This window comes from Paenibacillus sp. FSL P2-0089 (assembly GCF_038595095.1).
Classification (GTDB): Bacteria; Bacillota; Bacilli; order Paenibacillales; family Paenibacillaceae; genus Paenibacillus_AQ; species Paenibacillus_AQ silagei.
The window spans coordinates 3,420,596-3,434,132 of sequence record NZ_CP152006.1; the positions used below are offsets into that span (position 1 = coordinate 3,420,596).

The 13,537-nt window shown below is 53.9% G+C and carries 12 protein-coding genes; 11 read left to right on the forward strand and 1 reads right to left on the reverse strand.

Annotation, left to right across the window (positions count from 1 at the left end):
- The first annotated feature begins 2 nt into the window (after positions 1-2).
- The 10 genes from NST69_RS14160 (at position 3) to NST69_RS14205 (ending at position 10,726) form a co-directional block, all read left to right on the forward strand.
- Positions 3-875, forward strand: a complete 873-nt coding sequence (locus tag NST69_RS14160) for an amidohydrolase family protein (protein ID WP_342549687.1) — start codon at positions 3-5, stop codon at positions 873-875.
- Between the two features lie 574 nt (positions 876-1,449).
- Positions 1,450-2,205, forward strand: a complete 756-nt coding sequence (locus tag NST69_RS14165; RefSeq protein ID WP_342549689.1) for an alpha/beta hydrolase — start codon at positions 1,450-1,452, stop codon at positions 2,203-2,205.
- Positions 2,206-2,241: 36 nt separating this feature from the next.
- Complete coding sequence (locus NST69_RS14170) at positions 2,242-3,369, forward strand: FAD-dependent oxidoreductase (RefSeq protein WP_342549690.1); 1,128 nt, start codon at positions 2,242-2,244, stop codon at positions 3,367-3,369.
- A 140-nt stretch (positions 3,370-3,509) separates the two neighbouring features.
- Positions 3,510-5,129, forward strand: coding sequence for an ABC transporter substrate-binding protein (locus NST69_RS14175; RefSeq protein WP_342549692.1), 1,620 nt, complete (start codon positions 3,510-3,512; stop codon positions 5,127-5,129).
- A complete protein-coding gene (locus NST69_RS14180) occupies positions 5,126-6,115 on the forward strand; it encodes an ABC transporter permease (protein ID WP_342549694.1) in 990 nt (329 codons plus the stop codon). The genes NST69_RS14175 and NST69_RS14180 overlap by 4 nt, the downstream gene beginning before the upstream one ends.
- Positions 6,112-6,981 carry an ABC transporter permease gene (locus NST69_RS14185; RefSeq protein WP_342549696.1) on the forward strand — a complete coding sequence of 290 codons (870 nt, stop codon included), beginning with the start codon at positions 6,112-6,114 and terminating at the stop codon, positions 6,979-6,981. The genes NST69_RS14180 and NST69_RS14185 overlap by 4 nt, the downstream gene beginning before the upstream one ends.
- Positions 6,978-7,742 carry an ABC transporter ATP-binding protein gene (locus NST69_RS14190; RefSeq protein WP_342549698.1) on the forward strand — a complete coding sequence of 255 codons (765 nt, stop codon included), beginning with the start codon at positions 6,978-6,980 and terminating at the stop codon, positions 7,740-7,742. The genes NST69_RS14185 and NST69_RS14190 overlap by 4 nt, the downstream gene beginning before the upstream one ends.
- The gene (locus tag NST69_RS14195) at positions 7,733-8,485 is read left to right on the forward strand and encodes an ATP-binding cassette domain-containing protein (RefSeq protein ID WP_342549699.1); all 753 of its coding nucleotides are present in this window, start codon (positions 7,733-7,735) and stop codon (positions 8,483-8,485) included. The genes NST69_RS14190 and NST69_RS14195 overlap by 10 nt, the downstream gene beginning before the upstream one ends.
- Positions 8,486-8,510: 25 nt before the next feature.
- Positions 8,511-9,575, forward strand: a complete 1,065-nt coding sequence (locus NST69_RS14200) for an aminotransferase class V-fold PLP-dependent enzyme (RefSeq protein WP_342549700.1) — start codon at positions 8,511-8,513, stop codon at positions 9,573-9,575.
- On the forward strand, positions 9,572-10,726 hold the full coding sequence (locus tag NST69_RS14205; protein ID WP_342549701.1) for an amidohydrolase family protein: 1,155 nt from the start codon (positions 9,572-9,574) through the stop codon (positions 10,724-10,726). The genes NST69_RS14200 and NST69_RS14205 overlap by 4 nt, the downstream gene beginning before the upstream one ends.
- 395 nt (positions 10,727-11,121) lie before the next feature.
- Here the strand turns inward: NST69_RS14205 and NST69_RS14210 are convergent, their stop codons facing one another.
- Entirely contained in the window at positions 11,122-12,066 is a 945-nt protein-coding gene (locus tag NST69_RS14210) for a hypothetical protein (protein ID WP_342549703.1), read from the reverse strand.
- A 415-nt stretch (positions 12,067-12,481) separates the two neighbouring features.
- Here NST69_RS14210 and NST69_RS14215 point away from each other — a divergent pair, with 415 nt between their 5' ends.
- Complete coding sequence (locus NST69_RS14215; RefSeq protein WP_342549704.1) at positions 12,482-13,333, forward strand: HAD family hydrolase; 852 nt, start codon at positions 12,482-12,484, stop codon at positions 13,331-13,333.
- Positions 13,334-13,537 lie beyond the last annotated feature (204 nt).

Consider the following 13,537-nt stretch of genomic DNA (forward strand, 5'->3'; position numbering starts at 1 on the left):
CTATGAAAATCATTGACGCACATGTGCATTATTCCAATATTGCAGCTTTCCACGAAACGGCGCAGACCTTGGCGCATATCGATTATACCGGCAAGGGACTCCAGGAGGAGTTCCGCCGCAGCGGTGTCATTGCCGGTGTCGGCATGGGAGTGACCGAGACGGTTGCCGGAGCTTTTCCCGATTCCGCTGCCCTGAATCCTATGCTGCTTGACCTGAGCGAGACACTGCCGGACAATCTGTTCACCTGCGTGGGCATTAATCCGCTTACCCTTCATCTGGAGGGGCAGCTTGAAGCACTGGAGCAATCGCTGCAGCGCTCCGATGTCGTTGGCATCAAGCTGTACGCCGGGTATTACCACTTAAATGTGGGGGATGAGATCTATGATCCGGTCTATAAGCTGGCTGCCGCTTACGGCCTCCCGGTGGTCATTCATGGAGGATTGACTTATGCGGACCAGGGATTGTTGAAGTATTCCCATCCGCTGTCCATGGAGGAGACCTTCCTGAAGCACCGGGAGATTACCTTCATGCTCTGCCACCTGGGCGATCCTTGGGTGATGGACACCGCAGCCCTGCTGGAGAAGAACCCTAACCTGTACACAGATCTATCCGGCTGGATTGTCGGCGATCAGGCCAAGGTGGACCGGCTGCTGACCGAGCAGACCTATACCGATCATTTCCGCCGGGCGCTGGTGTTCGCCGAGAAATACGACCGGCTGGTCTTCGGCACCGACTGGCCGCTGGTCCCGCTGGACGCCTACATTCCCTTCGTGAAGCACCTGGTGCCGGAAGCTTATCATGAGGATGTCTTTTATAATAATTCACTCCGCGTGTTCCCTAAGCTTGCGGAGCGGATCAGAGAACTGAATCTATAATGAGATGGGCTGCAAACTTCCCCCGGAATGGTATTCCGGGGGTTTTTAGTTTCGTTTCCACTTGTTGAGTGGGGGCGGGTTACTACTTCTGATGGACGACCTGTGGTAAGCTGAGAGTAGACAGTATCAGCTTTAACACTGTAAGAATGAACCTCAGGGGTGTTAAAGTCTGAGCATGAACGAGCTGATATTGGGGTGGGCGGAGGAAGAATCCATTCTGTTCGTAGCGAATCATTAGCGATAAGTGTATTTTGTACAACTAAAAACAGGGAAACGAAAGGCTTTCCTCTTCTAAGTGTATTTTGTACAACTATATTTGCCGGGATGGGCGAAAATCCAGGTAGAGAAGCATTTTATTTGCACGAAATACAACTAAACGGAGATTTGGCGGCGCATCAGACGTTTTAGTTGTATAAATTGCATTTAAGCCTACCCTTTGCATCCTAATTGGGGTGGAGTAAACCCTCAGCAGCGATTAGTTAAAGTAATTTTCATAAGTTGAAATCTCATGAGCTAGTAGTTTGTAGCCCGTTAAGCAATCAATTGTTGCTAGAAGTTGAGAGGGAGGGGTATTATGCCATACATACAGGTACACGATCTTGAAATGTTCTATGAACAGATGGGCACCGGAGAACCGGTAATCTTCCTGCACAGTCATTATTCCCGCAGCATGCTGGCCTTCGGGAGCCAGGTTCTGGACTTCCAGAGCCATTACAGTTGTTACTTCCCTGATCTTAGAGGGCATGGCAGGACCCGCTGCCGGGATCTGGACTGGTCTACTCCACGAATAGCTGAGGATGTGGCCGGATTCATGGATAGGATGAACATTGAACGGGCACATCTTATTGGATATAGTATGGGCGCGGGCGTAGGGCTGTACCTGGCGGTGAATCATCCGGGACGGATTGCTACGCTTACTACGATTGGAACCAGCGGATTCTGTGAACCGGCTGGAGCCGGAGAATACGAGCCTGAACAGCTGCTGGCGAATCAGCAGCAAGCCTTCATTAATCAGATGATCGAGAGGCATCAGGAGGCCCATCAGGGGAATTGGCAATACTATCTGCGGCAAACGGTGCAGGACTGGATCAGATACCCGGATCTCACGGAGGAGCAACTGGGCAGTATAACCTGCCCGGCACTGCTAATTTCAGGGGAACATGACCCGTTCGCGGGAGAGGATAGAACGGTGAAGCTCGCTTCCCTGCTTACGGATGCAAGGACGCTGATCGTTCAGGGAGCAGGGCACCGCCCGCATATGTTAAGGGAACAGCCCATTCTGGTGAACGATACGATTCTTGAATTCCTTGCACAGAACCCTATCCACTAACACAAGGGGATGTACACATCCAGAAAGGAGTTACAGATGAAGAAAGTCATCGTGATCGGAGCAGGGATTCTCGGAGCCTCGGCAGCTTACCAGTTAGCAGTGATGGGCGCAGAGGTGCTGATTATAGACCGTCAAGACCCTGGACAAGCTACGGATGCAGCAGCAGGCATCATCTGTCCCTGGCTGTCGCAGCGGCGCAATCAGGCCTGGTACCGGCTGGCGAAGGCGGGGGCGCGGTTCTATCCTGAGCTGATTAGCCAGCTTAAGGAAGGCGGCGAAGCGCATACCGGTTATGCCAGGGTTGGAGCGCTTAGTATACATACGGATGAGAGCAAGCTTGACAGAATAGAAGAGCGGGTACGGATGCGGCTGGCAGATGCCCCGGAGATCGGAGTCATCACGCGGCTTAGCGCAGGGCAGACCCGTGAACGCTTCCCGCTGCTGGCGGAAGGATATGCCTCGGTTCATATTAGTGGAGCTGCCCGAGTGGATGGCCGCGCTTTGCGGGACGCTCTGCTTCATTCTGCGCAGCAGCAGGGGGCGGTCATGATTAGCGGTGACGCTGCGCTTGCCTTTGAACCGGGCCGGGTCACCGGAGTCAACGCAGGAGGACACTATTATCCGGCGGATGAAGTTATTATCTGTGCAGGCGCATGGGCGAACCCGCTGCTCCGGCCGCTGGGCATGGACTTTAAGGTGAGCTACCAGAAGGGACAGATCATGCATTTGCAGGTATCTGACCATCAAGATACGGAAGTCTGGCCGGTGGTGATCCCGCCAAGCGATCAATATCTGCTCGCTTTTGCCCGGCAGCAGATTGTTATCGGAGCTACTCATGAGAATGACGTAGAAGGATATAATACCAGTGTGACCGCCGGCGGGATGCAGGAGATTCTGACTAAAGGACTGGAAGTAGCGCCTGGACTGGCGGACGGTACTTATAGTGAAGTGAGGGTCGGCTTCCGTCCGTTCACTCCTGGATTTCTGCCGGTCATAGGGGCGGTCCCCGGGTGGAGCGGAGTCCTTGCGGCCAATGGTCTGGGAGCCTCAGGACTTACGATGGGGCCGTATATCGGTTATCAGCTGGCGAAGCTGGCGCTCGGCAGAGAGCCTGATCTGGAGCTGGACGATTATAGCCTTCAGAGAGCCATAACGGGCGGATGATTACGAATACATTTCCTTCATTGGAACATTATGATTCAATTCGGCTTGCCGGATGAATTTTTGTTTGACAGAAGTGAAGGTCTGATCCATAATACAATCCATACTAAACATATATGATTTATAGGAAGGGTGGATCACACGTGATTAATTTAAAAGCTTCTATGAGAAAAACAGCAGGGCTGGGCACACTTGCGGTATTGTTCGTATCGCTGCTTGCCGGCTGCTCCGGGTCTGCCAATCCTGCGGATTCCAATAATGGGGCTAAGGCCAGTACGGCTCCAGCGGCAACAGAAAGTGCAAGCACAACAGAGCCTGTAACTGGAGGCACCTTCGTGTATGGCCGCCCGGCTTCCGTAACGTCGTTTGATCTGCATAACCAGATTACATCGAATAACGCATTCGCGATTGATAAAGTGTTTGAGTCACTGGTTGCTTTTGACAGCAAGGGTGAAATTACGGATCAGCTCGCAGCCTCGCATACGATCAGCGAAGACGGCTTAACTTATACGTTCGTACTCCGCGACGGCCTGAAGTTCTCGAACGGTACGCCGGTGACCGCAGAGGATGCGGTATTCTCCCTCCAGCGGCATCTGAAGGTTGGCGGTCCCCTGGCCATCTCGGCCAAGGTAGATACGGTGAAGGCACAGGATGAGAAGACACTCGTAATCACGCTAAAAGAACCCTACACCCCGTTCATCTCGGAGTTATCGAACTTCTCGAACGGGATCATCCCGAATAACTTCGGCGGAGTGAGCGAAGAGGAATTCTTCAAGAAGCCGGTAGGGACCGGGCCATTCGTGATCGAGACATGGGACCCGGCAGGTGATGTGACCTTCACCAAGAATACTAACTACTGGAAGGAAGGTAAGCCTTATATCGACAAGCTCGTCTATAAGCTGATCCAGGACGACAGTCAGGCCATTAACCAGCTTAAAGCCGGGGCAGTGAATGCAGTTGAAGCCCTGTCACTACAGAATGCGGGCGAGATCAAGGACGGTGCAGACACCACAGTAGTAACGAACGGCAGCTGGGTGACAGAACAGCTCTTCTTCAACACACTGGATAAGCACTTCTCCGATGTGCATGTCCGCCGGGCACTGGCACTGGCGCTTGACCGTGACGGACTGACCAAGGCCTTGACCTTCGGCTATGCACAGACTGCGACTTCGCTGCTGCCAACTACGATTCCTTACAATGCCAATGATAAGATCAAGGCACTGAGCTTCGATCCGGCGGCAGCCAAGGCAGAGCTGGCCAAATCGGCCTTCCCTGACGGGTTCTCCACCAAGCTGCTGGTTGCTTCCGGCAACAGCACCCGGGCTCAGGAAGCCCAGATTATCCAGGCCGCCGGTCAGGCGATCGGGATCAAGATTGAGATTGAATCGGTGGAGCTGGCTACCTTCCGCGAACGCTTTTTCGCTTATGATTTCGCGGCGATGCTGAACAGCGGTCAGGCGGATTCCCCGGAAGCGAACTCGATCTTGGCGTTCCAGACCGACCCGGAAGGCTTCAGCAAATCGTACTGGACGCATTACACGAATGAGAAGGTAACCAAGCTGCTGTATGAAGGCCAGAAGACAGCTGATGGTGAAGGACGGGCTACGATCTACACCGAGCTTTTACAGACGCTTGCCGATGAAGTTCCTTACATTCCGCTGTACTATCCGGATATCCTGATCGGCGCGCGGTCTTCTGTAGACGGACTTGTGGTTCTGCCTAACGGCAGCATCCGTCTGGAAGATGTCCGACTAGCTAAATGATGAAATCCAAGCTGACCCTAAGCGGTGCAGCTGGAAACAACGGTTCTTACAAGTGGCTGGCTTTAGCCCTTGTAAGAGCCTTACTTGTTATCCTCTGCGTAATGACGGCGGTCTTTTTCCTGATCCGAATTGTACCCGGCGACCCCGCCAAAATGATTCTCGGTGAATACAGCACACCTGAAGCGCTTAAGAATATGCACCACACACTGGGACTGGATCTCTCCTTATGGGATCAGTTCACCCGGTTCGTGAAGCTGCTGTTCACTCAGGGAGATACCGGAAACTCTATTATTGCCGGTACCTCGTCAAGAGAGCTGATTGCAGAGCGTGCTCCGGTCACACTATTGCTGATTGTAATTGCTTCGGTGCTTGCGGTAATTGTAGCCCTTCTGCTGGCAACGGTTGCTGCCACCCACAAGGACAAGCTGCTCGACCATCTGATCCGCATTATTCCAGCGGTCACCCTCGGGATGCCGGTCTTCTGGGTTGGGATTCTGTTCATTCTGTTCTTTAGTGTGCGGCTGGGCTGGTTCCCCGTAGGGGGAATCGGGGAGGGATGGTCGGGTACTCTCCATAGTCTGGTGCTTCCGGCGGTCACGATTGCTTTTTCACAGATTCCTACGCTGGTCCGCTCGCTGCGTGCGCAAATGCTGGAGGTGCTGGAATCCGAATTCGTGGTCACTCTCCGTGCAGCTGGAATCCCGTCCAGAGTCATCCTGTTCAAGCATGTGCTGCGCAATTCGGCATTGCCGACCCTAATGCTGCTGGGAGTCAATGTGTCCTACCTGATCGGGGGAACGCTCGTTGTGGAGCAGGTCTTCGGGATCAAGGGGATCGGCAGCCTGCTGTTCACCTCCATCTCGAATAGAGATTTTCCGGTGATTCAGGGGATTGCGCTCTATTGTGCGCTGGCTGTTGTGATTATCAGTCTGCTAATCGAAATTATCTCCGGGTGGCTTGATCCCAGAACGAAGGGGAAATCATGAATACTACACAGATAGATACAACCCTGCCGGACCTCGGGAAGCCCGCAAGTGGACTCCGAAGAGTACTTAATACCCCGTCACTGCTGATCGGGATCATTATGTTCGCGGTACTTATATTGCTCGCTATATTCATCCCTTACTTAAGTCCCTACAACCCGACGGAGCAGAATCTGAGCGCCTTCCTTCAGCCGCCTTCCGCAGCCCACTGGCTCGGTACCGACCAGCTTGGCCGTGATTTGTTCACCAGACTGCTCTATGCCGCCCGGACGGATCTGACGATCATGGTGCTGGCTGAGATGATTCCGTTCTGCACGGGCGTCATGCTGGGCATGATCTCGGGGTACTATGGCAAATGGACCGATAGAATTATATCGCTGATCACGGACACTTTTATTGCTTTCCCGTTCTATCTGATCGTCATTATCGTGGCCTTCGCCAGCGGGGCAGGGGGGCGCGGAATCTATATCACCTTCATTCTGGTAGGCTGGATTGTATTCGCCCGTGTGGTCAGAGGACTTAGCGCTTCCTTCCGGAAGCAGGAATGGATCGCCTCGGCGCAGACGCTTGGTCTGCCCGGATACCGCATCCTTCTGCGCCATCTTCTGCCGAATGTATTGCCGCAAGCCGTTGTCGTGCTGATGACGGATATGATAGGACTCCTGGTAGCCATTGTTACGCTAGGTTATCTGGGAATAGGGATTGCCCCGCCTACGCCGGATTGGGGAACGATGATCGCAGACGGACAGCCCTTCATTACCACAGCCTGGTGGCTGTCGGCGGTTCCCGGCTTCGCAGTCGTGTATACGGGAATTGCGTTGTCTCTCCTGGGAGACGGACTGGCCGATATCTGGAGGAGAAAAGGATGACAACACAACCTGTACTTGAACTCGAAGAATTGACACTCGCGGCCCCGTCCACAGAAATTCTGGTCAACAGCATCAGCTTCTCCCTTGAACGCGGCGAAAGCCTGGGACTAGTCGGCGAATCCGGCTCCGGCAAATCGCTGACACTGCGGGCCATTCTCGGCTTGCTTCCGCGCGGTGTGGAGCAGACCGGGGGAGAGGTCCGCAGCAAGGTAAGCAGTGCCATGGTGTTCCAGGACCCCAGAGGGGCCCTGGACCCGCTCTGTCCGGTAGTGAAGCAGCTGACCGAGGTTGTCTATTACAGACAGAGAACCAGTCTGAAGGCTGCGCGGCGCATCGCCCTGGAACTGCTTGAGCGGCTGGGTCTTCCAGCGTCGCTGAAGACAAAAGACCGCTACCCGGGGCAGCTCTCCGGCGGCCAGTGCCAGCGTGTCGTCATTGCTCTGGCGCTGGCCTGCAAGCCGGGCATTCTGCTCTGTGATGAGCCGACCACTGCGCTGGATGTGACGGTTCAGCGCCAGATTATAGATACGATTACGAGTCTGCAGCAGGAGCTGGGCTTCGCTATGGTCTTTGTGACCCACAACCTGGCGATTGCCGCCAATCTCTGCTCCAGACTGGTTGTAATGAAGCAGGGCCGGATCATTGAGCAAGGCGAGACGAATAGCCTGCTGCGGCATCCGGCTGAGGCTTATACACAGATGTTAATGGATTCGGTGCTTCCTCTGCCGGAGCTGGAAGGAGGCGGGATCTCATGGAAGTAGCACTGCAGGTGCAGGATGTAACCGTCCGTTATGGCGGGTTCACCGCCCTCGATCAGATCCGGCTGGAGCTTGCGCGGCATACCACACTGGGGCTTGTCGGTGAGTCCGGCTCCGGGAAGTCTACGCTGGCCCGGGTCATTGCCGGACTGATCACTCCGGATGAAGGACAGCTTCTGCTGGGTGCGGAGCCGTTAGGCAAGAAGCGGAGCAAGGCGCAGCATAAACAGATTCAGATGATCTTTCAGAACCCGGATTCTTCGCTGAATCCTCGGCATACTGTCCGGCAGATTCTGGCGGAAGCCTTGCTGTTCCACCGGATTGTAGAGCGTTCGCAGGTTGAGCGCAGAAGTAAGGAGCTGCTTAGCCGGGTGCAGCTGGATGCCAAATCTCTGGACAGATATCCGCATGAATTCTCCGGAGGTCAGCGCCAGCGGATCGCCATTGCCCGCGCGCTTAGCGTGGAGCCTAGTCTGCTGATCGCCGATGAGCCTACCAGCGCACTGGATGTCTCAGTGCAGCGCAGCGTGCTGGAGCTATTCCATACGCTGCAAGCCGAGCTTAATCTGACGATGCTGTTCATCTCCCATGATCTGGGAGTCATTCATGCCGTCAGCGATACCGTCGCTGTGATGCGCCAGGGGCAGCTGGTCGAGGTGAATTCGAAGGATGAATTCTTCGTCCGGCCCCAGCATGAATACAGCCGGGAGCTATTGTCTGCGGTGCCCAAGATGCCGCAATATTGAACATTCATACCATCAGGAGGATTATATGAACCGTCAAATTACAGGATTCGTACCACTCACGCTATCTGAACTGGACACATTAACACAGCAGCTATCCCGGCTATTAGGGACACAGCATCCTCCGGTAATCATTCCGGGGGAGGCGATTCTAGGCATTGAGGCGGTAGCAGCAGGAATTGCTGCGCCGGGACGTACGATTCTGAACGTAGTGACCGGACCTTACGGCAGCTTGTTCGGGGAATGGCTTACGCGCGGCGGGGCTACCGTTAAGGAAGTGAAGGTTCCCTTCGACCAGGTGGTTACAGTAGAGGAGGTGGCCGCAGCGATTGAGAAGCATCAGCCGGTTGCGATTTCTTTGGTACAGGCAGAGGTGGTTACAGGCGGCTCGAACCCTGCGGAGGAGATCTTCAAGCTGGCCCGCAGGCATGACCTGATTACGGTAACGGATTCCGTGTCGGCTGTCGGGGGAGAGGCGCTGTCTGTGGATGAGTGGGCGGTGGATTTCGCTGTAATGGGTGCGCAAAAAGCGCTCGCCGGTCCTAACGGAATCAGCGCGGTCAGTATTTCTCCCCGCGGCTGGGCCTTCCTGGAGTCGAACGAACGGGCTCCGCGCAATTCCATTCTGTCCTTGCTGGATCTGCAGCCGTCCCCGGACGGAGCAGCGCCGCTCCGCGTCCCGCCGAATATCCCGGTCCTGGAAGCCAGAGCTCTAATCGAAGCCCTGGAGGCTGTTGCCGAAGAGGGACTTTCACAGGTTATCCAGCGGCATCAACGGGCAGCGGTCTCTGCTGTCGCCGGGATCTCGGAGCTTGGGCTTGCGCCTTGGCAGAAGGACAGCAGACATTATTCTACGCTGACTACGACTGTTCGGATAGATGAGCAGCCGCTTTTGCTGATCAAGCAGCCTATCGGTATCGTTGCTCCCGGGGACGGAGAATTATTCGGTCAATTGCTGCGGATCAATCATTTCGGAACGAATGCCAGCCGGGAGAGTGTCGAAGCAGCGGTGCAGACGCTGGCCAGACTGCTGAAGCTGGATGCTGAACCGGCAGTGCAGGCCGTCCGCCAGGTCTGGGGGGAAGCGGAATGATCCTCAAGCAGCCGCAATTTCAGGCATACACTGGAATCCATATTGCAGGTATCCAAGGGAAACGCTTCGATATCGAGATTACGAACGGGCGGTTCACCTCAGTGGCAGAAGCGGGTTTGCAGCCGGGACAGGCGGAAGGCTCCAGGCAGCAGCAGCTATGGATCAGTCCGGGCATTCTGGATCTGCACACCCATCTGGCCTGGACCGACTTCGACCATGACGACCAGCTCCGCCGGGACTCCCGCGAGATTGAGGTCATGCAGGCGGAGGCCTTCGCCGCTACCTTGCGGACGGGAGTAACTACAGCCCGCGATGCCGGCGGTATTCTGCCTGCCACGATCCGGCATCTCGTGAAGTATTACCAGCAGCCGCTGCGGGTAGAGACCAGCAGTGAAATGCTGGGAGCTTCCGATGCCAAGGGGATTAAGCATCTGGAGAACCGCCTGACGGAGATCTACGCGACCGGGGCAGGCTGGGTCAAAATCATGGCAACCGGCGGTCTTGGCGCACCTACCGAGAAGGTTACGGAGCCGAATTTCTCCGGGGAGGAATTCGCCTTCATCGTCCGTCATGCCCATGCGAACGGGAAGAAGGTATTGGTGCATACCTGGGGCGGGGTGACGATTGACTGGTCCATTCAGGCCGGTGTGGAATCTATTGAACACGGGATGTTCATGACCTGGGATCAGGCCGGGAGACTTGCCGAATCCGGCGTGGCTTACGTGCCGACCACTTCAATCTACCGGATCGCCGCCGATCCGAAGGGAGTGCTGGCGCTAAGTCCGCTCATCTGTGAACGGGCCGCCCGGGCCGCCGATGCTCACGCCATCGCGCTCGGATATGCCAGGGAGGCAGGGGTGCGACTGGGCTTCGGCACCGATTATGCTACGCCTGCGCTGCATGGCTACAACCTGCAGGAATTAGACACGCTGCTGGACTACGGCCTGAGCCGGGCGGAAGCGTGGCGGTCAGCTACAGAAGACGCAGCCGGGATTCTCGGAAGCGGACATGAGCTGGGCCGGATTGCGGAAGGCTATATTGCCGATGCCGTCATCTACGCCGCCGATCCTTATCAGGCCAAGAATGCGGATCAACTGCGCACAAGCATTGTTACGGTCATTACTGGAGCGCAGGAAGAGGATTTGGTGTAGCAGGATTGTTGTATACGAAGGGGGCTGTCCCAAAAGTCATGAAATGCTGCTTGGGATAGCTCTTTATTTTGGATTAGAATCAACGTGAGCACTTGGGTGAACGCTCCGCAAACAGAACGTTGTTCCAATCGCTGTTGTGTCCAGATTTCTTTTATTCCCCCTTAGCGGTGAAAATCCGGACACAAAGGCGAACGCTTCGCTTTTCCACAATCATTCTGCCCGCTCCGCTGTTTAAGCGAAAATTGATTCTTCCATCCTTAAAAAGCAAACAAAGAAATCGCTCATTTTGGTAAATGGAGGTACCACCCAACCATTCCCAAAGGAGCGATTTCTTTGTACATTCAATATTTCATAAACCAACTTTGCTTACCTATTGACCCATACCCATTAACCATTCACAGCTCAGTATACTGCTTAACCGCTTGATCCAGGTAGGCTGCTACCTCAGGGCTCTTTTTATTTCCGGCAGCATCGAGCAGCGGCATCAGCTGGGCCAGAATATTCAGCACCTTATTGTCACCCGGCCCCTCCATCAGGGCTTGGTCGTAGGCCCGGCGCAGCTCAGGGTCGAGTTCATTCGTGTCGTAATCGTAGGCTGGGGTGTTATCCGAGCCGAGCAGTACTAGTGGAACCGTATAAGACATTTCATTGCGGATGGCCGCGGTCCGGTTCGACTTCGGATAATCTTGGACGTAATCGCTCATGATGGCCGCTCTGCCGATCAATTCATCCCAAGTGATCACGATACCCGCATCGAAGGTAGACGGCTTGTTGCTCTCCGTTGCCATGATATCAATATACGCGGCGATATCCTTGCTGATATAGGGTTTGAATACCTTGAAACCTTCATAATGCATAACCGCGTAATACATACCTTCGCTGGTCTCCAGCTTGTAGCCTTTCTCCCAGATTTCCTCCATCAGCTTGCGCACCGCAGGTGCTTTAACCCGCTTTTGAATCTCCGTATAGGTCATATCGTTGTTAATTTGGGCGTCCATTAGTGCCTTTTGCACAGCATCTGTATATAGCTTCTCAGAGAACCGCTCAAGCCCCGCCTTCTGGGCATTTTCCAATTGAAGGGTCATTACCGTGCCGTACCAGGATCCAACTTTGGAGATATGGTTCATAAGATATTTGCGTGCCTGTGCGAGGCTTGCGGGATTGCTGGTATATTTGCGGAACTGGTTGTAGACCGCCTGGGCATCAGCTGTGGATGCCGACGCTGCAGCTACGGGCTGTCCACCAACGCCTGCAAACACTGTACCGCATGCCAGAGTCAGAGCTGTACCTAGCAGCACCGCTCTTGCTGTTTTTGCTAAATAATTTGGTAATGTTCTCATTATGTACCTCCTGTGGGATAAGATGCTTTCTGCAACGCCTATATAAATTGAACTTAAGGATTTAAGTTAAGGGAAAAGTGGCGGAGGGGAATTTTGGAACTGGAGGAGCGGTAGCGACCGCCTGAAAGCTTTCCGTAGGAAAGCTCGCTATCTACAGCATCAGCAGTCTGCGGATTTCTACCGTTAAAAACGGGATAAATCATGAAATCTGCTGACAACAGCGGCCGGAAGTCCAAAACTTCTCTGGAGTCACGGCACATCCCAAAACATAAAAGCCATTAGTTCAATCTATCCTATTTATTTGGACAGATCCGGAATGGATGAATCGGGCGAACCATATGAAATAACGCTTGACTTGGAACGCATTTCATAACCTATAGTTCAGTGGAAGACTAGACAAAGGGGAGAAGAGGATATGAATCAGACCAGCAGAAAGATTATTTTCATCGATATTGACGGAACGCTTCTCATGGAGAATGGAATAGTCCCGGAATCGGCAGTGCAGGCATGCCAGCAGGCACGGAAGAACGGGCATTTGCTGTACCTGTGCACCGGGCGCTCCAAGGCTGAAATCTATGATTATATCTGGGAGATCGGGTTCGACGGGCTGATTGGAGCGGCCGGCGGATATGTGGAGAGCGGTGGCGAAATGCTTTATCATAAAAAAGTGACCCCGGAGGATGCGAAGCATTTGATTGATTATTTTAACGCGAACGGGGTCGATTTCATTCTGGAATCCAATACGGCGCTTCACGGCAGCCGCCATTTACAGCCTCATCTGGAACGCAGAATCTATGGAGACTTGCTGAATGACCCCGAGGCTCAGGAGAGAAAACGGCAGTCACCCCATCCCTATATTGCAACACTAACTTATGGGGACGAGGAGTTATATCTGGATGACGTTAATAAGATATGCTTCTTGGAGAGCAGCCTGCCCTTTGATCAGATTCAGAAGGAGTTACAGGATCGCTTCACGGCAATTCAGTGCTCCATCCCGATCTTCGGGGAGAACAGCGGGGAGCTGATGATGCCTGGTGTTCATAAGGCTGCGGCTATTGCCGATGTCCTGCAGCATTTGAAGATCCCCCTGGAGGACAGTATGGCGATTGGCGACGGACTTAACGATCTGGAGATGCTGGAATATGTCCAGGTGGGGATTGCCATGGGCAATGCCCGCGAGCCGCTCAAAGCAATTGCCGATGATATTACCGATTCTATTGAGAACGATGGACTATATAATTGCTTCCTGAAGCACGGAGTGATCTGACTAACGGGTTGATCTCCGGGAAGACTCGTGTTAAAATGCACTTAATTAAGCGATTGGAGTTGAAGAGTATCGTGCGGACATTTCTTGCGTAATGTGACCAATAAACAAGCGTTATTTGTGGCGCGCAATTTATGGTTGATATGCAGGAAGGGTCTGCCTCTTTTCACTCTGGTCCAAATATCCTTATTCAAGTCTGCCTGGAGG

What these genes read in the sequence shown, in the direction of transcription:
- NST69_RS14190 (WP_342549698.1), top strand. Translation starts at nt 6,978, where the DNA reads ATGACAACACAACCTGTACTTGAACTCGAAGAATTGACACTCGCGGCC.
- NST69_RS14170 (WP_342549690.1), top strand. Translation starts at nt 2,242, where the DNA reads ATGAAGAAAGTCATCGTGATCGGAGCAGGGATTCTCGGAGCCTCGGCA.
- NST69_RS14165 (WP_342549689.1), top strand. Translation starts at nt 1,450, where the DNA reads ATGCCATACATACAGGTACACGATCTTGAAATGTTCTATGAACAGATG.
- NST69_RS14160 (WP_342549687.1), top strand. Translation starts at nt 3, where the DNA reads ATGAAAATCATTGACGCACATGTGCATTATTCCAATATTGCAGCTTTC.
- NST69_RS14215 (WP_342549704.1), top strand. Translation starts at nt 12,482, where the DNA reads ATGAATCAGACCAGCAGAAAGATTATTTTCATCGATATTGACGGAACG.
- NST69_RS14185 (WP_342549696.1), top strand. Translation starts at nt 6,112, where the DNA reads ATGAATACTACACAGATAGATACAACCCTGCCGGACCTCGGGAAGCCC.
- NST69_RS14210 (WP_342549703.1), bottom strand. Translation starts at nt 12,066, where the DNA reads ATGAGAACATTACCAAATTATTTAGCAAAAACAGCAAGAGCGGTGCTG.
- NST69_RS14205 (WP_342549701.1), top strand. Translation starts at nt 9,572, where the DNA reads ATGATCCTCAAGCAGCCGCAATTTCAGGCATACACTGGAATCCATATT.
- NST69_RS14195 (WP_342549699.1), top strand. Translation starts at nt 7,733, where the DNA reads ATGGAAGTAGCACTGCAGGTGCAGGATGTAACCGTCCGTTATGGCGGG.
- NST69_RS14180 (WP_342549694.1), top strand. Translation starts at nt 5,126, where the DNA reads ATGATGAAATCCAAGCTGACCCTAAGCGGTGCAGCTGGAAACAACGGT.
- NST69_RS14200 (WP_342549700.1), top strand. Translation starts at nt 8,511, where the DNA reads ATGAACCGTCAAATTACAGGATTCGTACCACTCACGCTATCTGAACTG.